Source organism: Gottschalkia acidurici 9a (assembly GCF_000299355.1).
In the GTDB taxonomy this organism is placed as follows: Bacteria; Bacillota; Clostridia; order Tissierellales; family Gottschalkiaceae; genus Gottschalkia; species Gottschalkia acidurici.
In genome coordinates this window covers 268,954-294,970 of sequence record NC_018664.1, presented here as the reverse complement: position 1 = coordinate 294,970, position 26,017 = coordinate 268,954, and the positions used below count along the sequence as shown (strand labels likewise).

Here is a 26,017-nt window from a genome sequence, read left to right as displayed (position 1 = left end):
AAAAATCAACTAATTCTTATTCATTATATTGAATTTTAACACGCTATTTTACAATTAATTTTTTTACAGTTACATTTATGCCTAGTATATTTAAAGAAGTCATGTTCTCTATTTCACTAGCTATCCTTTTCTGCATATATTTTACTGTATCTAATATACTATATCCATAAACCATACTTACTTCTATATTTATGAATAGTCCTTCTTTATAGTTCCTAATATATATATTTGAAACTTTATGTAGTCCGTCTACTTTTCTTGTAACATATTTAATTATATCCTTTATTACACTATCTGATATAGTATACTTCCCTAGGTAACTGAAAGTAGGTCTAACTACAGTTTTTTCATATACATGCTCTTTTATACTATCTCTTTTTCGAAGTATTTTCAATGTATCTAGGAAGTATCCTGAAAAATCTTTTTTCACTTCAAAAGTTGGTACTGGTATCACGTGCTTTCCTTGCTTCTTTCTTTCTTCACTAGCGATTCTTATTTCTTCTTCCGAAGATATTTCTTGTATATATATTCGTTCTTGTATTTTAGGTAAATCTAGTTCTTCAGTTATTCTCTCTATCATTTTGTCTGAAGTTCCAAGTATCAATATACTATTAGGACTTAAAATTCTAATTACGTCTTTTACTTCTTTTCTATGATTATAATCTGTAAATACTGCCCTTTTAACTGCACTTATAGTTGTGCTTTCTCCTTTTGCAGATTTACCAGCAATTATCTTGTTTCCTTGTATGAGTAATCCATCATCTATTATATATTCAATATCTAAATCTTTAGCTAACATTATAGCTTTATAGCTTTTACCACTTCCACTTTGACCTACTAAACTTACTACACGCATACTCTCAACTCCTATTATAAAGACCACTAAAAAGTATGCTTAAGATTAATACTTCTTGGTGGTCTTTATAGTTTTACTTATTATATTTTAAACTTGCTCATCTCTTCACTCAACTTATCTGCAAGCTCATTAAGCACTTCTGCTGACTTTGCTACTTCTTGTGTTGCTGATGTCTGCTGTTGTATAGATGCTACCACTTCTTCTGACGCTGCTGCTGTCTCTTCTGATACGGCAGATATATTCTCCATTGAACTTACCACTTTATCTTTATCTTCGTTTATTTCATATATATACTTGCCTATACTCTCTATCTTAGCAGTTATATCTTCTATTAGGTTATTTATGTTATTAAATGATTCATTTACTTGCATTACTATATCATTTTGTTCTTGATTTCGGTCTTTCACATCTTTCATTACTTCTACTGTCTTTTTACTTTCTAATTGAACATTAGTTATTATATCCTTTATATTGTCAGATGATAGCTTAGACTCACTTGCAAGTTTTCTTATCTCTTCTGCTACTACAGCGAATCCTTTTCCATGTTCTCCAGCTCTTGCTGCTTCTATTGACGCATTTAGTGCTAGTAAATTTGTCTGCTCTGCTATTTGATCTATTGTAAATAGTATATTTCCTATTTCACCAATCTTATTATCTAATTTTACTATTTCTTCTTCTACTTTATTTGTATTTTCATTATTTATTTCAGTCTTTTCCTTAAGATCTTCTACTATTTTAGTGCTTTCTATACTCGTATGTCTTACTTCTTCAACTGAATTTAACATAACTTCTGAGTTGTTATTAAGCTCTAATAGCTTATCAGATAAACTTGCAATAAGTTGTACGCCTTCTTCTGTATCATTGGCTTGTTCTGATGATCCCCTAGCTATTTCATCTATAGCTCTAGACACCTCTTCTGAAGATGCACTTGTTTGTTGCGATGTTGCTGCTAATAGGCCTGATGATGAACTTACTTCACTTGAGATATCTTTAATGTTTGAGATAAGTTCACTTAATTTAATCATCATATTATTAAATATATCTCTTACCTCACCGAACTCATCATTATTTTTTATACTAAGTCTTTCTGTAAAGTCTCCACTTTCCATTTTCTTTATACTTTCTAAGACTCTATATATAGGTTTTGTAATAGTTCTAGCAAATAGGATTGATATTATAACCCCTACTATCATAGTTAATATTCCTATTAAACTTGTATTTTGTAGCATCAACTTAGTTCCTTCTTTAACATTGTCAATAGGAACTATAGTTATTAGTTTCCAGTCTAACTTTTCTATATTATTAATAATCGTAAATTGTTCTTGAACTTTATCATTATTTTTATATACATTTCTTATGACTTTATTTTTCTCAGTCATTCCTACAAAGTTTTCTTTTCCATTGAATTCAGTTCCTATTTGATCAGTATCTTTAAGAGCTATCTTTACTCCATTACTATCAACAAGTATTGGGAATCCTCTTCCACCTATTCTGATTTTAGATAATACTTCATCGAATAAGTCTATTGAAACGTCTATACCTAGTACTCCTATTAATTTATCTCCTGAATATACAGGTTTACTAGTAGTCAAGTACCATGATCCATTAGAGTTGTCTTTTTTTATGTTACTCCACACTGTTTCATTTTTTTCTATGGCATTATTATACCATTCATTTTGAGTATTATTGAACTCATTACCATCATTCGATTGAGCGTATATCTCTCCCTGTTCAGTTACAAAGTATATACTCTTTAATTTATATTTATCTATAAATCTTCCAAATTCCGCTAACATAACCTGAGAGTTTTCTGGTTCTGTAACTATACTACTTATAGCACCTGATGAAGATAAGTATTCTAGACCTTTTTCAATCTCACTAATCTTAACCTGTGTCCCGCGAGTTATTTCAGTTCCAATGGTTTGTCCTAAATCTCTATACTGGTTCGTCATCATGTTTGAAAATAATTTATAAGATATACCCCCTACTATACTTATTGGGGTTACAATTAGTATTAGCATGATGATGATTATCTTGGCTTTAACTTTTAGTTTAAACATCCGCCTTTTCTCCCCTCTTCTGTCTAGACAAAATTCAACTAATTTATATCTAATTTTAATTTACTTTAAGTTCACTTTAAATTCACCTAGTTTTTCATTTAAAGCATTAGCTAATTCATTAAGCTTTTCTGCATATCGTGATACTTCTTCAGTTGCTGTTGTTTGATCTACTACTGATGTTACTACAGATTCTGATGATGCTGCAGTTTGCTCTGATATCGCAGATATATCTTCAATTGAATTTACTACTTTATTTTTATCTTCATTTATATCATGTATATATTTACCTATGCTTTCTATTTTGACTGTTATGTCTTCTATAAGGTTGTTTATGTTTCTAAATGACTCATTTACTTTAAACACTATATCTGTTTGCTCTTGGTTCATCTCTTTTACATTTTTCATTACTTCCACAGTTTTTTTACTCTCTAACTGAACATTAGTTATTATATCCTTTATATTGTCAGATGATAATTTAGATTCACCTGCAAGTTTTCTTATCTCTTCTGCCACTACAGCGAATCCTTTTCCATGTTCTCCAGCTCTTGCTGCTTCTATTGATGCATTTAGTGCTAGTAAGTTTGTCTGCTCTGCTATTTGATCTATTGTAAATAGTATATTACCTATCTCACCAATTTTATTATCTAAATTTATTATTTCTTCTTCTACTTTGCATGTATTCGTATTATTAGTTTCAGCCTTTTCTAAAAGATTTCCTACGATACCAATACTATCTTCACTTGTTTGTTTTACTTCTTCAACAGATCTTAGCATTACTTCTGAATTATTATCGAGCTCTATTAATTTATCGGATAGTCCTTCTATAAGGTTTACACCTAATTCTATATCTTTTGCTTGTTCTAAAGAGCCTTTCGCTATTTCTTTTACTGTTGTCGATACTTCCTCAGAGGATGCACTTGTTTCCTCAGACATTGCTGCCAATGTTTCTGATTCTCCACTTACTTGTCTTGCAATATCTTGAATATTTAATATCATTGTGCTTAATTTATCCATCATACTATTAAAGCCATTTCTAACTTCACCAAATTCATCTTCATTTTTTATATCAAGTCTTGCTGTAAAGTCCCCCTCTTCCATCTTTCTTACACTTTTTAATGTTCTGCCTATAGGTTTTAATATAGTTCTAGCAAATATTATGGCAATAATTAATCCCGCTATCGTAGTTATAACCCCTGTGATAATGGTATTAATCATAATACGACTTGAGTTTGACTTGATATTATCTATAGGTATTATATTTATAACTTTCCATCCTACATTTTTCATATTATTTACTATTACTAATTGTCTTTCAACTATTCCATTATTCTCATATTCCTTTTCTATTATTTTATTTTCTTCAGTCATATTCATAAACATTTCTTTTCCTTCAAAGTCTTTTCCTATAAATGAATTGTCTTTATAAGTAATTACTTTTCCATTTCTATCAACTAATATTGGATAATCCGCTGTTCCCTCATATGTTTCTTTTATACTGTTACTAAATATTGAAAATGGAATGTCTATTCCTATAACCCCAACTAGTTGGCTATCTTTATATACAGGTTTGCTTACAGTCACAAGATTTTCTTTACTTGCTTCATCCATATATACATTACTCCATGATATGCTATCTTTTTTAATAGCATCTTTATACCAATCTCTGTCTAATGGATTATAGTCTGACGGTAAGTTCACATTAGGATACACATAAAGATCTCCATTAACAGTGGCTAAATATGCATTTTCAATTTCATAAGTATCTTTAAATCTTCTAAGTTCATCTAATAAAATGCTACTTACTTCTGGATTTTCTATAATCATATGTACATTATTTGAGCTAGCTAGAAATTCCACTTCTTTCTCTATCTCGTTTATTTGATTTTCTATAGTACGCTTTGTCTCCTCTCCAATAGTCTTACCTAACTCTTTATATTGATATTCCATAGATTTTGAGGAGAATAGATAGGATATACTTCCAAGTATAAGTATTGGAACAACTACTATAAATATCATCATAGCTACTATTTTTTGCTTTATTCTTAAATTGAAAAATTTCAACCCCTCACTTCCCTTCCCTTAAATTTATATATTGCTATAGTTAGTATATTCTTCATCTGTAAGTAATTATATAGAAAAGAAACGTTTTCTGTCAACAAAACTCAGCGAAAAACTACATGCACAGACTTTTACATGTCGTATGAACAATAGTAATATTATTATTTTTAATACTATATGCAAAAAAAAGCTAATAGGTGATGATTCACCCATTAGCTTTTATAAGTTTATATCTTGAATATATTTATTTCTTCACCAAGAGTATTTGCAAGCTCATTTAGTTTATTAGCTGAATTTGCTACATCTTCCGTAGCAGCTGTCTGCTGTTGAATTGAGGCTGTTACTTCCTCAGATGCAGCTGCTGTTTCTTCCGAAACTGCAGAAATATTTTGCATTGAATCTACTATATTATTTCTATCTCTATTCATTTTATCTGATTGTTCTCCAATATTATTTATCTTTGATACAATATCTTCTATAAGCTTACTTATAGTGTCAAACGACTCATTAACTTTATAAACTGCTTCGGCTTGATCTTCACTTCTCTCTTTTACGTCTTTAACTACATCCACTGTCACTTTACTTTCAGCCTGTACGTTACTTATTATGTCTTTTATATTATTAGATGATTCTTTAGATTCCTGAGCAAGCTTTCTTATTTCTTCTGCTACAACTGCGAATCCTTTTCCATATTCTCCTGCTCTTGCTGCTTCTATTGATGCATTTAATGCTAGTAAATTTGTCTGCTCAGCGATAGCATCTATTGTAGATAGTATGTTGGACACTTGACTAATTTTTTCATCTAAAGTTATAATTTCTTGCTGAACTCTATCAGTACTCATATTATTCATTTCTGTCTTTTCTTTAAGTTCTTCTACTACTTGGAAACTATCTTGGCTAGTTTTTCTAATATTATCTACTAGCCCTAACATTTCTCTTGAAGAATTGTCTAATTCTAAAAGTTCTTCTGATAGTTTATTTATTATACCTACACCTTTTTCTGTATCTGATGCTTGTTCTGATGCTCCTCTTGCTATTTCCTCAGCCGTTGATGATACTTCAAGCGAAGCTGCGCTAACTTCTTCAGATATGGCTGCTAAGTTTCCTGAATGCTCTCCTAGATTTATTGAGACTTCTTTGATGTTCTTTATAAGTGATCCAAGCGTGACTATCATTGTATTAAAACTATCTCTGACTTCTCCAAATTCATCCTCACTTTTTATATCAATTCTTGATGTTAAGTCTCCTTTTTCCATTTTTCTTAAAACTTCTAACACCTTATTTATAGATATAGATATACCTCTTCCAAAGATAACCGATACTATAACTCCTGCAATACATGCTATTAATCCTACAACTATGATATTTTTAATTATACTGTTTTTACTTTCTACTATTGAGTCTAGTGAAAGTATAGATGCCGTTTTCCAACCCGTCTTTTCTATATTCGTCAAGACTATAAGTTCTTTTTCCTCTACTCCATTCTGTTTATCTACAAAAGTATATTCTAATAACTTTGTTCCTGATTTCAGATTTATTGCTTCTTCTTTGGGCTGAAACTCTTTTCCTAGTCTAGATTTGTCTTTGTGACCAATTACAACTCCATTTTTATCTATAAGCATAGGATAGCCTTTTTCTGAAATCTTTATCTTACTCATAATTTCTATAAAACTTTCTAAGGATATATCCATTCCTATTACACCTAAGAACTCGTCTCCTTTATATACAGGTTTACTTAATGTAACAGCCTGTATTCCCGCTATTTCGTCTAGATATACATCACTCCATACTATATCATTTTTCTCAACTGCACTTTTATACCAGTCTCTCTCTAAAGGATTTAAATTGTTATTTGTTGATTCTTTTATGGATTCTGTATACATGTTACCTTCTTTAGTTCCAAAGTATATGTTTTCAAGGTTATAGTTTTCTAGTGACCTTCTAAGTACATCTCTCATCATATCTATTTCTTCTGGGTTATCTAGCAAGTTAACTATACTTGGTGATGAACTTATATAGTTTGCTGCTCGTTCAATATTGTCTATTCGCTCTTCTAATATGTAACGAACTTCATTTCCTATAACCTCTCCTAGTTCTCTATATTGTTTAGTCATTACTTTAGAAGACGTATTGTAAGAACTTAGTCCCAAGGAAGTTATAGGTATAATTATTACTAATACCATAATTCCTATAATTTTATTTCTAATATTTAATTTAATTTTTCTCAACTTAACAGCCTCCTACATCCATAATATTTTAGTTCTAGATAATATACCCTTATATATGGATAGAAAACGTTTTTATTATTTAAATGTTGAATAATTAAACATAAATATAAAGACCTTGAATAGTCATAATCTATATATTATGAATCTTCAAGATCTTTATATGTAATATTTAAGCTCTTTATTTTATATTTTGTTTTAGTAGAAATGATAAAGTATATAAACTCTCATTTAAGTCTACGTTTTCTACTATTATATCTTTATCAACTTTTAAATCTATAGGTGCAAAGTTCCATATAGCTCTTATACCACAACTCACTACCTTATCTGCCACATCTTGTGCCTGTTCTTTAGGAGTAGTTATTATAGCTATATCTATTTCATTTTCTCTAGTGAACTTTTCTATATCGTCCAAGTCCTTAATTTCTATGTCCCTAATTTTTAATCCTATAAGTTTAGGATTCTTTTCAAAAAGTGCTAAGGTTCTAAACCCTCTATCCTCAAAGCTCCTATAGTTTGCAATTGCTTGCCCTAAGTTTCCCGCACCAACTATTATAGCACTATAACCTTTATCTAGTCCTAGTATTTTAGCTAGCTCATCTTTAAGTACTTCTACACTATAGCCGTACCCTTGTTGTCCAAAACCTCCAAAGTTGTTTAAGTCTTGTCTAATTTGAGAGGCTGTGAACCCTGTAAGTTTACTTAATTCATATGAAGATATTCTTGACACGTCTTTTTCTATCAATTCGTTTATATATCTATAATACTTTGGTAATCTTCTTATAACTGCCATAGATACATTTTCATATTTATTCATATTTTTTATTCACCCACTTAATTTATTCCCACTAATTCTATACGGTTAATCTTATGTACTTGTTGTATGTTATTTTATCATTAACTTAAATACCTGTCAATTCAAGTAAACAAGAGTTTTTCAAGGTTCCATTAGTATACAAAATACTGTATAGACCTTTTATATTTTCACCTTATTTCTTTTAGTATGATTTTTTGATAAAATTATATACATAAATGAATATTAAAAATTCATTTATTTAGTATGTAGGTAAAGGAGGATTCTTTATGATAGTTTTATCATGTAGTAATATATCCAAAAGTTATATAGTCGATAAAATTCTTGATGATATTAATTTTTCTATAAATCATGATGAAAAAGTTGGACTAGTTGGGCTTAATGGAGCCGGCAAATCTACACTTTTTAATATATTAATTGGTGAACTTTCTCAAGATAGTGGAAACATATATATTTCTAAAGATTGCAAGTTAGGATATTTAGAGCAACAAACTGGAATAGAAACTGAAAACACTATATTTGAAGAAGTACTGGAAGTATTTAAACCATTATTTGATATGGAAAATAAACTCAGATCTTTAGAGCAGGAAATAAGTATAGAAGGACAGAATCAAGATTCTAAACGATTACAGACTCTAATGGATGAATATTCAAAAGTTTCGGAGGAATTTCAAGACTCAAATGGATATGGATTTAAAAGTGAAATAAAAGGCGTATTAAAAGGACTAGGCTTTTCTGAGGAACAGTTTGATACCCCTCTGGAGAAACTTAGTGGTGGACAAAAAGCAAGAGTAGCTTTAGCAAAAATCTTACTAGAAAAACCTGATATACTTTTATTAGACGAGCCTACCAATCATTTAGATATAGAAGCTATAGATTGGCTTGAAAAATATATTAGGGAGTATAAAGGCGCAGCAATTATAATTTCTCATGATAGATATTTCTTAGATAACACTGTATCTAAAATATTTTATTTAGAAAACTCTAAACTTAATATATATACAGGAAACTACACTAAGTTTATGAAAAAGAGAAAAGATGAGTTAGAGTTACTTGAGAAAAAGTATGAAGAGCAACAGAAAGAAATCTCAAGACAAGAGGATATTATAAGAAGATTTATATCCAATGGTGGAGAGAAGTTTGCTAGACAAGCTAAAAGTAGACAAAAAATGCTTGATAAAATGAATAAAATAGAAAGTAGTGCTATTTCATCTAAAAAATCTAAACTAAGATTTGAACCACAAATTCAAAGTGGTAGAGATGTGTTGTCTGTTGTAGATATCGGCAAACAGTTTGAAGATAGTGAACTTTTTAAAAATATAAGTTTTAATATATATAAAGGAGAAAGAGTTGGTCTAATAGGTCCAAATGGAATAGGTAAAACTACTCTTTTTAAAATAATAATGAATAGCATAGAACCTTCTGGTGGAAAATCAACTTTAGGTCACCAAGTAAATATAGGATATTATGATCAGGAACAGTCTAATCTGAATAGTGATAAAACTATAGTAGATGAAATATGGGATGATCACCCTTATTTAGATCATTATCAGATAAGAACTCTCTTAGCTCAATTTCTATTTATTGGTGATGATATATTTAAAGATATTTCCGACCTAAGTGGTGGAGAGAAATCTAGAGTTGCACTTTTAAAACTTATGCTCTCTAAAGCAAACTTTTTACTTATGGATGAGCCTACAAACCACTTAGATATTGATTCTAAGGAAGTTTTAGAAGACGCTCTACTAAATTATGACGGCACTTTACTAGTAATATCTCATGATAGATATTTTTTGAATAAAGTTACAGATAAAATTCTAGACTTATCTCAAGATGGTGTAACAGAATATCTTGGAAACTATAGCTATTATTTAGAAAAGAAAAACGCACCTTTACTAGATGATGAAGATGATACATCTTCTGTAACCAAAACTCAAATCAAAGCAGACCGTAGAAAAGAAAAAGATAGGGATAGGGCAGAAAGACAAGTAAGAAAAAACATTAAAAAACTTGAAGAAAACATTGCTAATCTTGAAGAAGAAATTTCTAGTCTTGAGGAACTTATGTGTAGTCCCGAAGTTTATTCGGATCATGAAAAAAGTCAGGAAATACATGAAAAAACACTCAATCTAAAAACTAAACTTGAAGAACTTTATCTTCAGTGGATGGAACTTACTGAAGGTGAAAATGTATAACTAAATTTATCTTTGAGCAAAGTGAGCTGAAAAATAATCTTTATGTGTAAATAATATTCTAAATATTTTAGAGCTTGCTTTGCTCGTAAAAGATACTTATCTTTCTATCTAATAAGTATTTGATTTACTCTTTTAGCTTTTCCCTAACATTTTCATTAGGCTTTATTGTTACTTCTTTTATTTTACTAAGATTATTATTTTTCCATTTGTAAAGTTGTGCTATAGATTTACCTTCTCTCTCATCATCTTTTATAAGAATAACTTCTTGTTTCCCATCGCTATCTACATCTTCTACAACATACTTAGAATAATAGTCTTCAAATATCTCCTCTGTCTTTCCGTCTTTGTATCTATATATACTTAATCCCTTACTAGTATTTTCTCCTACTTTAAATCCTGCAACTATTTCTAAGTTTCCATCACCAGTAATATCCTTGTACAATATCTTATCAAAGCTTTGCCCTACATTCTTTATTTCATTTTTTACAATCCAGTTATCTTTTTCTTTAGAGAGAACTAAAATTCTGAGTGGTTCTTTCTTAGTCTTAACTTTGTAATTTATTATACATTCATCTTGTCCGTCCCCATCTAAATCTATAGTTTTAACATTTTCCTCTATACTTATGTCTTGTGATAGTTTTCCGTCTATAAAGTGTTCTATGTCTTTTAAATCAATATCATTATCTTTAGCCATATTATATATCTCAGTATTAGATGCATTCTTACTACATCCTACCATTATTGTTGTCGTAGAAATTAAAGTTAAAATTATGGTCAGTAATTTTTTTATCATAAATTTATCCCCTTTCTTAATAGACAAGGAAAACTTAATTAGTAAAATAATATACTATCATAATTATAATAATATTTAAGCATAAAATAAGTTACAAAATGGTTAAAATACTATTATCCACAGTTATCAACAATGATATCAACATTATCCACAACTTTATCAACATATATTTCCCTTTTATAATGTAGTTTATTAGTACATTTCCACATTATCAACATATCTGTTGATAAGCAGTCTGTTTATTTGTGGACAAGATGAAATCTGTAAAATTATAAGTTATTTTTCAAAAATATTGTCGTTTGGTACTGCATTTAAGTCTAAATCTGCAACTTTTCCTCTAATATAATTATAGTATGCTACACATCCTATCATAGCGGCATTATCTGTACATAATATTCTAGATGGATATTTTAATGTTAAGTTTTCAGACTTACATCTTTCTTCTAGTGCACTTCTCAGTCCCTCATTAGAAGCAACTCCACCTGCTATTGCTATAGTCTTAGTTCCATTTTCTTTTCCAGCTTTTATAGTTTTTTCTACTAATACATCAACAACTGCTTGCTGAAAACTTGCTGCTATATCTTCTACTTTTATATTCAAACCCTTTTGTTTCGCACTATTTATGTAGTTTAGTACTGCTGACTTTAAACCACTAAAACTAAAATCATAAGTATCATCATCTAAAAAAACTCTCGGGAATTTTATAGCATCCTTATCTCCTTCTTTAGCTAATTTATCTATAATAGGTCCTCCTGGATATCCTAATCCCATTGTTCTTGCTACTTTATCAAAAGCTTCACCAGCAGCATCATCACGAGTTCTTCCAAGTAATTGATATTGCCCATAGTCTTTTACGTATACCAGATGAGTATGTCCACCAGATACTATTAAACATGTAAACGGAGGCTCTAGTTCCTTGTGCTCTATAAAGTTAGCAAATATATGTCCTTCTATATGATTTACAGGTACTAAGGGAATTCCTTTTCCAAATGCTAATGCTTTAGCACTAGATAATCCAACCAATAGTGCCCCAACCAGTCCTGGTCCATAAGTTGCTCCTATATTATCTATATCGTCTAAAGTAACTTTAGCTTCATCTAATGCACTTTGTATTATTCTATTTATACTCTCAATATGTTTTCTTGAAGCAACTTCTGGGACTACTCCCCCAAATTTCTTGTGTATATCTATCTGAGATGAAATCACATTAGACAAAACTTCTCTACCATTTTTAACTACAGCTACTGATGTCTCATCACAAGAAGTTTCTATAGCTAAAGTTATTATTTGTTTTTCATTAATTTTCAATCCTATCCCTCCAAATCAAGTAAAACTAATATTCTTATTATAACTCAGCATAGTAATGTTTTGTTAATATATAAGCAAAAAATCTCCTAATTTAATATATAGGAGATTTTTATTATATTCACACTTTTTCATAAATTTTTTTAGTTAATTGAAGACCATACTACACGCATTAGATCAACTTGACATCTATCTTTATATAAGTGTGCACAGTTTATACAACTTTTTGTACCTTCTGGTGCACTCAGAGATGATGTGAAATTATCTTTACCTTCGTAGTTATATCCAGTACAATTATTTGCTATATTTATTAAATCTTCTTTAGTTTCTACATAGTTTTTATTCTTCATTTTTATTACCTCCTTTTAATATGATACACACATATTATTTGGCTAAAAGGAGAATTTTATTCTTTATAATCTAACTGATTTGTTAATTGAAATTAAGTACTTGCACTTGCTATAAGTATAGCAACTAACTAGATTGGTAATACTAATATAGTAAAATTTTTTGATATCAAATTGACTTTAGAAGTCCCTATATATTAAGTATTTAATTCCATATTGAAAATATAAATATTTGATTTAATACTATATAAATAAAAATTTTGCTCATAGATTCTAGCATTAATACTGAAAAAGATGCATTTATAGGTTAAATTTCTCCTATTTCAAATTCTATGAGTAATAATATCACTTCACCTATATATGCCGACAGGTAGTATATAACAACCTGATAATACTCTTTCTAATTCAGTTTGTTGTCCACTGAAAAAGTTGCTGATAAGTTTATAATAAATACTTGTAGTGATTTTGCACCAATTATAATTCTAATAGTGGCTATTATAGTTAAATTACCTATAACTTTCAGTAATTTCGGGATTTGGCATTGTAAATTCTATTACTAGTCCTATAATAGAAACTATCTAAATTATTACAATTGGTAGTGCAAGGTTGGGATTTTTTTATGTCTTCAAACACTCTGTTTGCATTTTTCAATAATTTAGTTAACTCCTTATTTTTTTACTACTCTACTCATATCTTAAAGCTTCAATAGGATCTAGTTTTGCAGCCTTATTTGCAGGATAGATTCCAAAAAACACTCCTACTATACTTGAAAATCCAACTGCTATAAGTATGGTAGATATAGATATAGACGGTTTTACACCTAGTATTGTAGTTATAACTAATTGGATACTTATTCCTAAAATAGTTCCTATAAGTCCACCCGTTCCAGATATTATAACTGACTCTATTAAAAATTGAACTAATATGTCTTTTCTAGTGGCACCTATAGCTTTTCTTATACCTATTTCCCTAGTTCTTTCTGTTACAGAAACTAACATTATATTCATTACTCCAATTCCTCCAACTACTAGAGATATAGCAGCTATAGCACCTATTACTGTTGATACTATTCCTAAAACTCCATTTACCATGTCTAATTGTTGTTTTGCACTCTCACTACCGTATACTCCCTTGTCAGCATTTTTGTGTCTAATTTCTATAAAGTCTATAATCTTTTCAGCTACTTCATCTATCTTTGAGTTATCCTTAACAGATATCCATAAGTTGTACATACTACCGTCCCAGCCTAAATTTTTCATATATGAATATGGTATATAGCTGGTTGTTGTATCCCTATTACCTCCACCCATGCTTTCAAACAATCCTGGCTTGTTCTCATAAATACCTACTATAGTAAACTTTTTCTTTTCACCAGATATATTAACTGTTAGCTTTTCTCCTAGTACATCTGTTGTTTTATATAACTTCTCTGCTAATTTTTTATCTATAATTATTACATTTCTACCGCTTCTTACATCCGATTCTAATAAGAATCTTCCTTTTATCATATTTATAGATTGTATCTTATTAAATTCATCACTTACTGGCTGTAGATATAAGCTGCTCTTTTCATTTTCATGTACAGCTTCTCCAGATTCCCATAACTGAGGACTTATAGCATTTATCTCTGTTGCAAATTTATCTTTTATAGCTTCCATATCATTCACAGTCATAAAATCTTCTTCTCTAACCTCATCACTACCACCAACATATATAATTGTAGTATTAGTTCCGAATTGCTCAAACTCGCTTCCTATCTGTGATTGACTCACTTGACCTAAAGATACTATAGTTATAACAGAAGATATTCCTATTATTATTCCCAGCATAGTTAAAAAAGATCTCATTTTATTTCCCCACAAGCTAGATAAAGCAACTTTTATACATTCTAAGAAATTCAAATCACTTCACCTCTTATAGTTCTGTTTTCTACTAATCTATCTTCTATTATTTCGCCGTCTCTAAACACTACTATTCTTTTTGTATACTCTGCTATCTCCAGTTCATGTGTTACGAGCACTATAGTAACCCCTTCATTATTTAACTGTTGAAATATTCCCATAACTTCATCACCAGATTTACTATCTAGATTTCCCGTTGGTTCATCAGCTAATAATATAGATGGATTATTTACTAATGCTCTAGCTATTGCAACCCTTTGTCTTTGTCCCCCTGAAAGTTCATTTGGCTTATGTTCTATCCTATTTCCAAGTCCTACTTTTTCTAAAACCTCTATAGCTTTTTCTCTTCTTTCTTTAGGTGAAACTCCAGCATACATCATTGGGAGTTCAACATTTTTTAAAGTAGAGATACGAGGAAGCAAGTTAAACGATTGAAATACAAACCCAATTTTTTTATTTCTCACTACTGCTAGCTCATCCTCTTTTAAGTCTTGAACGTCTACTCCATCTAATATATATTTTCCTGAAGTTAAGCTATCTAAGCAACCTAATACATTCATAAACGTAGACTTTCCAGATCCAGACGGTCCCATTATAGATACAAATTCCTTGTTACCAATACTCAAATTAATATCTTTTAAAGCTCTTAGCTCTATAGCTCCATTTTTATATACTTTATCTAAATTTTCTATCTTTATCATAAGATCACCTACTTACTTTCAGTATTATTTACTCTTTTTTTCATCATTCTTCTTATTATTTTCAGAGTCTTCTATCACATTAACTTTCATACCGCTTTTAGTACTTTCATTTGGAGCCAATATTATTTTATCTCCTGCTTTAATCTTATCACTTATTATTTCTTGTTTTATATCTCCTGATATACCTGTTCTAACACTTATCTCTTTTACTACATTGTCTTTGCCCACTAAAAATACAACATCTTTACCATCTTGTTTTTTGTATATAGATTCATAAGGAACTACTAATGCTTTGTCTTTATGGGAAGTACTTATAACAGTATTTGCATTATATCCTGGCTTAAGACCTTTTGTGTTTCCCTCTAAATCAATTTTTACTGTTACTTTAGATTCTTTCGATCCGCCAGAAGCTTGATTATTTGTCGATGCAGCAACTATATCGCCTGCACTTGGAGCTATATATGAAACTGTTCCAGATAGTTTTTTATCTTTAAAAGCATCCCCTGTTATTTCCGTTTTTTGACCTAGTCGGATACTAGATATATCGTATTCCCCTACTTCAACCTCTACTTCAAGCTTATCAGTATTACTTATTGTAAATAGTGGATTAGCAGTTGTAGCTAGTATACCTACTTTTGTATTTGATAATGTTATAGTTCCGTCTATAGGGCTTTTTATTACTGCATTATCTAAAGACTCTCTTTCTTTCTTTAAATTTATCTCCTGAAGTTCTATAGTCTTCTTTTGAACCTCTATACTACCTTGTATTTCATCCTTACTTCTTCCATTACTATCTCCATTTTCTCTTACTTCTCTTAATCTACTTTCTGTAATTTCTAGTGTATTTTTAGCACTAAGCATTTTCCTCTCATCTGAATCCATTTTTTCTTTACTAACAGCTCCTGATTCAAACAACTGTTTTGAAGTTTCATAATCATTTTTAGCACCTGAATAATCTATTCTTGCATTCTCTATATTTTTCTCTAACTCTAATGTATTACTAGGTTTAGACGCTCTTGCTAAGTCTGTTTGTAAGCTTTTAAGTCTTTCTTTTTCTAAATTTAGATTTACTTCAGCACTAGATATTTTACTTACTATATCTTGTGTTTCAAGTTTAGCAATTATATCTCCTTTTTTTACTACATCTCCTTCTTTAACAAGTACCTCTATGACTTTAGATGGGATATCTGTTGTTATACTTACTTCTTCTTTAGACTTTATAACTCCATCTATATCAAGAGTAGAGCTAAAGTCTTTTGCACTTTCCACCTTTACAGTTTCAACTACCATATCAGATGATTTAGCCTGATTTTTAGATTTGGCAACCCCTAGTCCAATAAGTGAAGTACTTAGAATAATACCAGCTGTTATTCCGACAATCTTTTTATTAAATTTCAAAATTTTTTTCCTCCTTTATTAAAATATATATTATATTATTATATTTAATGCTTGTCTTATTTTATTATACTATAATATCATGAGAATTCCTTCAAATACCTTTTATATCATATCTTACAATATTGTAACTTTATTTTTGTCCTTATATATGTAAAAATAGAAGGTATCTAATTAATTAGATACCTTCTATTTTCTATCCTAAAATCTATATAAACATATCTCTTATGTTATTATTTGTAATAAGTCTTATTCCTAAATAAATTCCACACACCATATCCGTTCCTGACATATCCCCGAAGCTAATTGCTTCTCTTATTGATTGACAAACTTCTTCTTTATCTTCTTCATATATAACACTGTGTATAAGATTTATTATCATTTTTTGAGCTTTACCTTCTGCTGAGCTTATGAGTAAATCATGGCTTATTTCCTCTTTATTTATCTCTATCTTACTAATCATGTCTTTATTAAGCTTATATATTTTTTCTAAATCTAGATTATAGTACATACCGATATATACTAGTGAATTCATAAATCCACAAAGAAAATCATCAGAAGATGGAGTTACTCCAGGTCCAAATCCTATAAATTCTTTAACAGTATTAGATATATTCTCAATATCTTTATCTACAATTTCAAATATAAACTCGATTATTCTATTGGATATAAATGAGCTATACAAATTATTATGTATATTCATTTCTGACAAGGGCTTTAACTCTTCTATATATTCCCCTATATTAAATATGAGTGGAGCTATCCCTTCATGTTTGCCATGTTTGAAGATACCTTCTTCAAGGGTTAGCAAATTATTTTTAATAATTTCTTCAGAAGTTTCTTTCGATGGTAAAGATGGGCTAGCATCCCATGGTAAACAGTTATCTATCTCTATCTCTATCTTATGAGAGTCGATTGTGATTTTATCTTTGTTAAAAAGAACTTTAGTATCTTGAGTAAGATTTAAGTCCTTAAAACTTCCTATATCCTCTAATACTACAGACATTGGTGCTATATACTTTTTATTATTTAAAAAATAGATTAAATCATTATCTTCAGTAATTACCGTAAATAAACATTTATATACAGATGATATATTTCCTTCCAGATGATCACCGTTATCTAATCTATTCATTAAGTCTATACACATATAATTAGCTTGCATAAAATCATTCCTCAGTCTTCTATTTTATTCAGTTGCATATAATAAGTATTATTATCTATTCTCATTAGAATGTCAACCACATTATAATTGCATCTTCGTTATTATCTGAATAATATTTAGGTCTTATTCCTATTTCTTCAAAATTAAATTTTTTATAAAGATTTTTAGCTGCTTCATTAGATTTTCTAACTTCTAAAGTCATACTTGTCATATTTTTCTGTTTACACAATCTTATAAGTTCATCTAAGATAAGGCTTCCTATTTCTTTTCCTCTATATTGAGTATGTACTGCGATATTAGTAACATGACCTTCATCTATTATAAGCCATACGCCTCCATAAGCTACAACCCTATCATCATCCTTAGCAACTACATATACTGCTAACTTATTTTTTAGTTCATTCTCAAAAGATTCTTTTGACCATGGTGTCACAAATGACATGTTTTCTACTTCCACAACTCCATCTATGTCTTCATAACTCATTTCCTTAACTATTATATCGTTCATAATTATGCTCTCGTCTTTTCATCATACTCTCTTTGAGCCTGAGATTCTCTTAAATATTCTGGTACTAGATCAAAGTAGCTTTGTGTTTCTCCATTTTTTGCTTTTTCCATTACTATGTCTGCTACAGAAGATGCTCTTGCAGCATTAGAACTTTTCGGGGCAAAACTCGCTATCTCCTCTAGTTCCTGTATTAAAATATCCTTATATACTAAAGTTCCATCTCCATTAAATACAGCAGATTCTCTTTTTCTTTTAAAATAGTTATGAGTTCACTAAGTTCTATAACATCTGGTTCCATAATAGTTTTAAGTTCTTCAGTTTCCCATTTGTATATAGCTGTAAATACCCTATCTCTTCTTGCATCCATTATTGGTACTATTAAACTTTGACTAAATGGAATATTTAGTGCAAGTGCTTCTAGTGAAGATACTCCAACTACTCTTTTTTCCACAGCGTGTGCTAAACTCTTGATAGTAGCAACTCCTATTCTAAGCCCTGTAAATGATCCTGGACCAATTGCTGCTCCATATATATCTATATCTTCAGGTTTCAACTTACAATTTTCTAATACTTGCTTTATCATAGGTAGAAGTTTTTGTGAATGGGTAGTCTTATCGTTTAATATAACTTCTCCTAAAAGTTTTTCATCATCCATTATGGCACAACTAGCTACGGTACTTGATGTATCTATTGCTAACACTTTCACTAATAATTCAACTCCTTAATTAAGTCTTCGTACTTTTGACCTGTTCCATCTATTATAATATCCCTCGTGTTATCATCTATTCCTCTTTTTATTTCTATAGTGATTCTTTCCTTAGGTAGTATATCCTCTATCAAGTTTGACCATTCTATTATGCATACTCCATCTGAATAAAAGTATTCTTCATATCCTAGGTCATACATTTCTTCTACGTCTCCTATTCTATATACATCGAAGTGATATAGTTTTAGTCTACCTTCGTATTCATTAACTATAGTAAATGTAGGACTAGTTATATAGTCTTCTATTTCAAGTCCTCTTGCTAATGATTTTGTCATAGTGGTTTTTCCCGCTCCTAAATCCCCTACCATACAAATTATCTCTCCACCACTAAGTGATTTTCCTATATTATATCCTATTTCTTCAGTTTCTTCAGGACTTTTAGTGCTAATCTTCAACAATTTTTTCATCCTTTCAAATGATAATCTTTTGAATGTTTATTTCAAATATTTTTCTTTTTAAAAAAATTTATCTATATCTTATTATATATAATGATATCATTTTTTAGAGTTTTATGAGTAAAAAAATTTCAAAATAAAAAAGAAATCCCTACTTAAATAGGAATTTCTTCTTACGATTTACTTTACTTGTGTAATATTGCAGACAATCTTTTATATATAGGTAAGGTTATTATAGATACTACTGCACCCTTTAATAAGTTAAATGGCAGTACTGCAAATATAACAAGTGTTTTTAAATCAACCACCAATGAATTTACTGCTTTAGCCCACTGTAATATTTCTTCTACTGGCATCACTTTACTATAAATTGGTAACAAGACATAGTAGTTTAGAAGTGAACCAATTATAGACATTACTATAGTTCCTAATATCATTCCCTTTATAGCAGTCGATTTTGTTTTATTTTTATTATATATATATCCTGCTATCCCTACATATAATGCTCCAATTAAAAAGTTAGCGAATTCTCCTATACCACCTGTTATGCTTCCTGTAAATACTACATTTAATAGATTTTTTATAAGTTCAATCATTATTCCTGCTACTGGGCCTAATGAAAGTGCTCCTATCAGTGCTGGTAAGTCACTAAAGTCTATTTTATAAAATTCAGGTGCAAACCATAATGGAAATTCAACCATCATTATGATAAATGATATAGCCCCCAAAAGTGATACTTTTACTAATGTTGATAATGACAATCTTTTACTCATTATACCACTCCTTTTAGTCTGTGTTTTGTAACTCCAGGGATTATGCAATATAAAAAACCCTGATATTTCATATCAGGGTGCCATTCATTAATTATATCCACTTTTAAAATATATTTTCTGAAATAATAACTATATAATAAGTATTATTCATATAATATAAATTATAAGATGGATTTTTCTTCTTTCATCCAGACTTTACTGTCGGTCTTGGAATTTCACCAAGTCAACTGCATTAGCAGCTCGTGGACTTTACCACCGGTCGGGAATTACACCCTGCCCTGAAGATTTAAAATATATTTAATTGTTATCAATATTATTTCATATTAAAAATATTATGTCAATGCTAATTTTTTAGCCGTCTATCTGATTATAAACAATCTTTCCATCTATAATAGTCATAAGCACTTTACACATAATATCTCTTAGTGGGTGTCCATCAAATATTACTATATCCGCATCTTTTCCTACTTCTATACTTCCAACTCTTTCATCTATTCCTAGTATCTCAGCTGGATTTATTGTTATGGCTTTTAGTGCCTCCATCTCATCTAATCCTGATTTTACTGCTAGGCCTGCACATAGTGGTAGATAGTATACAGGTGTTTCTGGAGAGTCTGTCATTATTGCTATTTTCACTCCAGCATTATGTAATACACCTGGTGTTTCAAAAGTTAAATTTCTAAGCTCAATTTTTGATCTATCTGATAAAGATGGTCCAACTATAGCATATTTACCTTCTTGTTTTATATACTCAGAAATTAAGTGACCTTCTGTACAGTGATCCAACGTTATTTCTACATCGAATTCCTTCGCTATCCTAAGCGCTGTAAATATATCGTCAGTTCTATGGGCATGAACTTTTAGCGGTATCTCTTTTGTTAGTACTTTTGCCATCGCTTCCATCTTCATATCAAAATTTGGTTTTTCAGAATTCATATACTCCCTAGCTTTGAATAAAGTTTCCCTCAGTATAGCGGCTGTTGCCATTCTAGTCATTGGATATCGTTTTTCTTTACCGTATATAGTCTTTGGGTTTTCTCCAAGTGCTACTTTCATGGCTACAGGTTCTTTTATTATCATATCATCTATTCTTTTCCCATAAGTTTTTATGGCTGCAAATTGACCACAGATTACATTTGAACTTCCTGGTCCTGTAGCTACAGTAGTAATTCCATTCTGATATGCTTCTTCAAAACCTCTATCCATAGGATTTATTCCATCTATTGCTCTTAACTCAGGAGTGACTGGATCTGACATCTCATTGGTATCATCCCCTTCAAATCCCATTCCATCCTCTATCATTCCAAGATGGCAGTGGGCATCTATAATTCCAGGCATGACTATACAGTCATTTGCATCGATTATTTCTACCCCATCTAAGTCATCTATGCCTTTAGAATACGCTTCCTTCTTTATTATCTCTTTTATCTTACCTTCCTTTATTAAGATGCTTCCATTTTCTATTACTTCTTCTTGCATTGTATATATTTTTGCATTTTTTATAAGTATCATTTGTTTTTCCTCCGTAATAGTACATAAACTGTTATACTATGTCCGTTCTATATCTTTTCATGTAAATCTTAAATGTTGTTCCTACTCCTATCTTACTGTCTACTTCGATAGTACCGTTATGCTTCTCAATTATTTTCTTACATATGCTAAGTCCTAGCCCTGTTCCTTTTTCACCTTTTGTACTAAAGAATGGTTCAAATATATTAGACATAGTTTCTTCATCCATACCAATACCAGTATCTTGTACTTTTATTACTACTTTGTCACCCTCATCATATGTTTCTATTTTTAACTGTCCACCACTTTCTAAAGAGTCTATGGCATTCAAAATTATATTAAGGGTAATCTCTCTTATTTCTCTAGCATTACAATTTATTTTGCTTTTAGATTGAAGATTTTCTATAACTTCTATCTTTACACCCTTTTTCTCATTGATATTCTTCCATTTGATACTTGCCATTTTAATTGTACTTTCAACTACATCATTAACTTCTACAAGGGACATATTATCACTTTTTTCATTTTTACTAAAATTCTTTATTCTACTTACTATGGCTTCTCCATCTAATGCTGATTCATATATCATTTCCATATAGCTCTTTAAATCTTTATCTAACCTCTTATCATTCATAATAATTTGTGTAAATCCTAATATGGTCGTAAGTGAATTATTAAAGTCATGAGATATTTCTCCAGCTAACTCCCCTAGTGTACTTAATCGTTGATATCTAAAATCTTTATCCATTGAAAAAAAGTCTTTAGATTTTTCCATTTTGATCCCCCTCTATTCCCAAATTACATAATGTGTTATTTTATGCCCATTCTTACTATATACCCTTCATACTCAAAGCTATTCTTCCTTTAGGAATATCTACCTCTATTATTTTTACTTTAACTATATCTCCTACAGATATTATATCCATAGGATTCTTTACAAATTTATCACTTAAATTAGATATATGAACTAGTCCATCTTCTTTTACGCCTATATCTATAAAGGCTCCGAAGTCTACTACATTTCTAACTGTACCAGTCAAAATCATATCTTCCTTTAAATCCTCTATTTTCAGAACATCACTTCTAAATACTGGTATCGGCATATCTTCTCTTGGATCTCTTCCCGGTTTTTTTATCTCTTGAACTATGTCCCTAAGTGTTGGTACCCCCGTTTCCAACTCTTGGGCTATAGCTTCTAAACTTTCTTCGGTAGATACTTTACTGTCTATACTCTTAAGTTTACCCCCTTTTATATCTTCTTTACTATATCCTAATTTCTCCACTAATTTTAGAGTCACATCATAACTTTCAGGATGTACAGAAGTGTTATCTAGTGGATTCTCACTATCTGCTAGCCTTAAGAAACCTGCACATTGAGTGTATGTGGCTTGTCCTAGCCTTTTAACTTTTAGTAGTTCTTTTCTATTTTTAAATCTTCCTGCTTCTTCCCTATAGCTTACAATATTTTTAGCAACACTTGGTGATATACCAGATACGTAGCTTAATAGTGACACTGATGCCGTATTTAAATCTATTCCGACACTATTTACACAGTCTTCTACTACACCCTTTAATGTTTCATCTAATTTGCCCTGATTTAAATCATGTTGATATTGACCTACTCCTACATGTTTTGGATCGATTTTTACAAGCTCAGCTAGTGGATCTTGAAGTCTTTTGGCTATAGATATAGCACCTCTTATAGATACATTTATATCTGGGTATTCCTCATTTGCTACCTTTGAGGCAGAATAAATAGATGCTCCAGCCTCACTTACTATAGTGAAATACACTTTTTTATCTATCTCTTTTATCATATCGGCTATTATTGTCTCAGATTCTCTAGATGCAGTTCCATTTCCTATTGCTATCATGTCTATATCATACTTATTTATAAGGTTTATAAGTTCTTTTTTAGTTTCTTCTACTTTATTTTGAGGTTCTGTAGGATAGACAGTAGTAAAGTCTAGTAGTTTTCCAGTATCGTCAACTACCGCAACCTTGCATCCGGTTCTAAATCCAGGATCAAATCCCATTACTACTTTTCCTTTTATAGGTGATTGCATTAAGAGAGGACTTAAATTTTTTCCAAACACTTTTATAGCGTGTTCTTCAGCTCGTTCAGTCAATATGTTTCTTATTTCTCTTTCTATGGATGGGAATATTAATCTTTTATAACTATCTTCTATACTTGATAATAAGTATTCTGTAGTTATAGCATCTTTATTTACTATAACTTTACTGTTTAATATACTTACTATGTCCTCGTCTAAGCTGTCTATTTTTACTCTTATAAACTTTTCCTTCTCACCCCTATTTATAGCTAATATTCTATGGTTAGCTATATTTCTAACGGGTTCACTATATTCATAATACATCTCATATACTGACTTTTCTTTATCATCTACAGCTTGAGTTAATATATCGCTTTTATTATATAATCTGTTTCTTATAGTTTCTCTATACCCTGCATTGTCAGAGATAATCTCTGCTATGATATCCATTGCTCCTGTAAGTGCATCTTCCACTGAATTTACTTCTTTTTCATCATTTATGTACTTAGACGCTATATCTTTTATGTCTCCTTCTGTCAGACTTTGATCCAGTATAATATCTGCTAATGGTTCCAATCCTTTTTCTTTGGCTATAGTTGCTCTAGTCCTTCTCTTTGGTCTAAATGGTCTGTATAAGTCATCTATTTTTTGTAATGTATTCGCACTCCATATATCTTTTTTTAATTCTTCTGTAAGTTTGCCTTGTTCTTCTATGAGTCTAATTACTTCTTCCTTTCTAGACTCTAAGTTTCTTAAATATATAAGTCTTTCATAAAGTTCACGAAGTACTACGTCGCTAAGCTCCCCTGTTTGTTCCTTTCTATATCGCGCTATGAATGGTATGGTATTTCCCTCATCTATAAGCTTTATAGTATTTTCTACCTGGAACTTTTTTATGTTAAATTCTTTTATTAGTATTTCGTTTATATTCATAGTTGCACCCCTTATATATAAATTTTCTTAGACTAAAGTTATTTTAGCTTTTAAATTTTATTTTATATATGATTTAAGATAGAAAAAAGAGAACCAATCTTAATGATTAATTCTCTTTATCTATTCGGCAAAACCATATAAAAATCCTCTAACTTATTGATATATCATCAATCTATATGTTTTTTGATCTATATTTTAGATATTCATTCATAAAAATATCTATACTACCATCCATAACTCTGTCTGTGTTTCCTACCTCTGCATTAGTTCTGTGATCCTTTACTAAATTATATGGGTGAAATACATAACTTCTTATTTGAGATCCCCAAGATATCTGATTATAGGTGCCTTGTAGGTCTTCTATCGTTTCTTTTCTTTCTGTTTCTTTAAGCTCTATTAGCTTTGCCATTAACATTCTCATAGCTGTAGCTTTATTAGAGTGTTGTGACCTTTCATTTTGACACTGAACTACTACCCCTGTAGGTATATGAGTTATCCTAATTGCTGAATCTGTAGTGTTTACATGTTGCCCACCAGCACCACCAGATCTGTAGGTATCTATCCTTAAATCATTTGGATTTATATCAACTTCTACGTTTTCATCTAACTCTGGGAATATATCTACTGATGCAAATGAAGTATGCCTTCTTCCTGATGAATCAAATGGAGATATTCTTACTAATCTATGAACACCTTTTTCACTTTTTAGGTATCCATATGCATTTATACCTTTAACTAGTATAGTAACACTCTTTATACCCCCTTCAGTATCTGGAAGTATATCTAAGGTCTCGACAGTATATTCTCTATGATCAGCCCATCTCGTATACATTCTTAAAAGCATTTCCGCCCAATCTTGTGCTTCTAATCCACCTGCTCCTGAGTGTATAGAGAGTATAGCATTGTTTGAATCATAGTCTCCACTTAGAAGAGTAGCTATCTTAAAATTATCTACTCTTTTTTCTAAAAAAGATATTTTTCTCTCAAGCTCTTTACATATATCATCATCTTCACATTCATTTAATAACTCTATAGTAAACTCTACCTCTTCTATAGAGTTTACTATTTCATCATATTCAGTTACTTTATCTTTTTTAAATTTAATCTCTTGCAATATCTTTTGAGCATTTTCACTATCATTCCAGAAGTCTGGTTTCATAGTGTTATCCTCTAGTTCACAAAGTTCTTTATTTAACTCATCTATGTCAAAGAGAAACCCTGATTTCTTCTAAAGTCTCTTTAACGGAATTTATCATTTCTTTAT

The 26,017-nt window shown here is 30.2% G+C and carries 21 protein-coding genes and 1 riboswitch; of the genes, 1 reads left to right on the top strand and 20 read right to left on the bottom strand.

All coding sequences use genetic code 11. The features are described from left to right. Positions 1-43: 43 nt before the first annotated feature. From CURI_RS01405 to CURI_RS01385, 5 genes are all read right to left on the bottom strand, one after another. A complete protein-coding gene (locus CURI_RS01405) occupies positions 44-856 on the bottom strand; it encodes an Asp23/Gls24 family envelope stress response protein (RefSeq protein ID WP_041701357.1) in 813 nt (270 codons plus the stop codon). An 80-nt stretch (positions 857-936) separates the two neighbouring features. Beyond that, positions 937-2,916, bottom strand: a complete 1,980-nt coding sequence (locus tag CURI_RS01400; protein ID WP_014966498.1) for a methyl-accepting chemotaxis protein — start codon at positions 2,914-2,916, stop codon at positions 937-939. A gap of 60 nt (positions 2,917-2,976) precedes the next feature. Further along, positions 2,977-4,977 (bottom strand): methyl-accepting chemotaxis protein, encoded by a 2,001-nt coding sequence (locus CURI_RS01395; protein ID WP_014966497.1) that lies wholly within the window; start codon positions 4,975-4,977, stop codon positions 2,977-2,979. A 224-nt stretch (positions 4,978-5,201) separates the two neighbouring features. Continuing rightward, on the bottom strand, positions 5,202-7,202 hold the full coding sequence (locus CURI_RS01390) for a methyl-accepting chemotaxis protein (RefSeq protein ID WP_014966496.1): 2,001 nt from the start codon (positions 7,200-7,202) through the stop codon (positions 5,202-5,204). A gap of 178 nt (positions 7,203-7,380) precedes the next feature. Continuing rightward, positions 7,381-8,016, bottom strand: a complete 636-nt coding sequence (locus CURI_RS01385) for a redox-sensing transcriptional repressor Rex (RefSeq protein ID WP_014966495.1) — start codon at positions 8,014-8,016, stop codon at positions 7,381-7,383. Positions 8,017-8,282: 266 nt separating this feature from the next. Between CURI_RS01385 and abc-f the strand changes: the two genes are divergently transcribed. After that, positions 8,283-10,208, top strand: a complete 1,926-nt coding sequence (abc-f, locus tag CURI_RS01380; protein WP_014966494.1) for a ribosomal protection-like ABC-F family protein — start codon at positions 8,283-8,285, stop codon at positions 10,206-10,208. 124 nt (positions 10,209-10,332) lie between these two features. Here the strand turns inward: abc-f and CURI_RS01375 are convergent, their stop codons facing one another. The 15 genes from CURI_RS01375 to prfB form a co-directional block, all read right to left on the bottom strand. After that, entirely contained in the window at positions 10,333-11,001 is a 669-nt protein-coding gene (locus CURI_RS01375) for a hypothetical protein (RefSeq protein WP_014966493.1), read from the bottom strand. A 276-nt stretch (positions 11,002-11,277) separates the two neighbouring features. Then, positions 11,278-12,309 (bottom strand): tRNA (adenosine(37)-N6)-threonylcarbamoyltransferase complex transferase subunit TsaD, encoded by a 1,032-nt coding sequence (tsaD, locus tag CURI_RS01370; RefSeq protein ID WP_014966492.1) that lies wholly within the window; start codon positions 12,307-12,309, stop codon positions 11,278-11,280. A gap of 140 nt (positions 12,310-12,449) precedes the next feature. Continuing rightward, a complete protein-coding gene (locus CURI_RS01365) occupies positions 12,450-12,656 on the bottom strand; it encodes a hypothetical protein (RefSeq protein ID WP_014966491.1) in 207 nt (68 codons plus the stop codon). Positions 12,657-13,336: 680 nt separating this feature from the next. Continuing rightward, positions 13,337-14,554 (bottom strand): ABC transporter permease, encoded by a 1,218-nt coding sequence (locus tag CURI_RS01360; protein WP_014966490.1) that lies wholly within the window; start codon positions 14,552-14,554, stop codon positions 13,337-13,339. Continuing rightward, positions 14,551-15,255, bottom strand: a complete 705-nt coding sequence (locus CURI_RS01355; RefSeq protein WP_014966489.1) for an ABC transporter ATP-binding protein — start codon at positions 15,253-15,255, stop codon at positions 14,551-14,553. The genes CURI_RS01360 and CURI_RS01355 overlap by 4 nt, the downstream gene beginning before the upstream one ends. Before the next feature lie 24 nt (positions 15,256-15,279). Continuing rightward, on the bottom strand, positions 15,280-16,653 hold the full coding sequence (locus CURI_RS01350; RefSeq protein WP_014966488.1) for an efflux RND transporter periplasmic adaptor subunit: 1,374 nt from the start codon (positions 16,651-16,653) through the stop codon (positions 15,280-15,282). A 205-nt stretch (positions 16,654-16,858) separates the two neighbouring features. Continuing rightward, positions 16,859-17,815, bottom strand: coding sequence for an oxamate carbamoyltransferase subunit AllH family protein (locus CURI_RS01345; protein WP_014966487.1), 957 nt, complete (start codon positions 17,813-17,815; stop codon positions 16,859-16,861). A 64-nt stretch (positions 17,816-17,879) separates the two neighbouring features. Beyond that, positions 17,880-18,323: a ribosomal protein S18-alanine N-acetyltransferase gene (gene rimI, locus CURI_RS01340; protein ID WP_014966486.1), complete on the bottom strand. Its 444-nt coding sequence runs from the start codon at positions 18,321-18,323 to the stop codon at positions 17,880-17,882. 208 nt (positions 18,324-18,531) lie between these two features. Then, positions 18,532-19,029: a tRNA (adenosine(37)-N6)-threonylcarbamoyltransferase complex dimerization subunit type 1 TsaB gene (gene tsaB, locus CURI_RS01335; protein ID WP_014966485.1), complete on the bottom strand. Its 498-nt coding sequence runs from the start codon at positions 19,027-19,029 to the stop codon at positions 18,532-18,534. Continuing rightward, positions 19,029-19,496 (bottom strand): tRNA (adenosine(37)-N6)-threonylcarbamoyltransferase complex ATPase subunit type 1 TsaE, encoded by a 468-nt coding sequence (gene tsaE / locus CURI_RS01330; RefSeq protein WP_014966484.1) that lies wholly within the window; start codon positions 19,494-19,496, stop codon positions 19,029-19,031. The genes tsaB and tsaE overlap by 1 nt, the downstream gene beginning before the upstream one ends. A gap of 173 nt (positions 19,497-19,669) precedes the next feature. Next, positions 19,670-20,257, bottom strand: coding sequence for an ECF transporter S component (locus CURI_RS01325; protein WP_014966483.1), 588 nt, complete (start codon positions 20,255-20,257; stop codon positions 19,670-19,672). A 172-nt stretch (positions 20,258-20,429) separates the two neighbouring features. Then, positions 20,430-20,547: riboswitch (FMN riboswitch) on the bottom strand. A gap of 61 nt (positions 20,548-20,608) precedes the next feature. Further along, positions 20,609-21,769 (bottom strand): amidohydrolase, encoded by a 1,161-nt coding sequence (locus tag CURI_RS01320; protein WP_014966482.1) that lies wholly within the window; start codon positions 21,767-21,769, stop codon positions 20,609-20,611. A 31-nt stretch (positions 21,770-21,800) separates the two neighbouring features. After that, on the bottom strand, positions 21,801-22,541 hold the full coding sequence (locus CURI_RS01315) for a sensor histidine kinase (protein ID WP_014966481.1): 741 nt from the start codon (positions 22,539-22,541) through the stop codon (positions 21,801-21,803). A gap of 55 nt (positions 22,542-22,596) precedes the next feature. After that, positions 22,597-24,753: a Tex family protein gene (locus tag CURI_RS01310; protein WP_014966480.1), complete on the bottom strand. Its 2,157-nt coding sequence runs from the start codon at positions 24,751-24,753 to the stop codon at positions 22,597-22,599. Between the two features lie 172 nt (positions 24,754-24,925). After that, positions 24,926-26,009, bottom strand: a protein-coding gene (prfB, locus tag CURI_RS01305; protein ID WP_144276048.1) for a peptide chain release factor 2 whose coding sequence is annotated in 2 segments (ribosomal slippage) — positions 24,926-25,960 and positions 25,962-26,009 — 1,083 coding nt in all. Because the reading frame shifts where the segments join, the coding sequence is not laid out codon by codon here. Positions 26,010-26,017 lie beyond the last annotated feature (8 nt).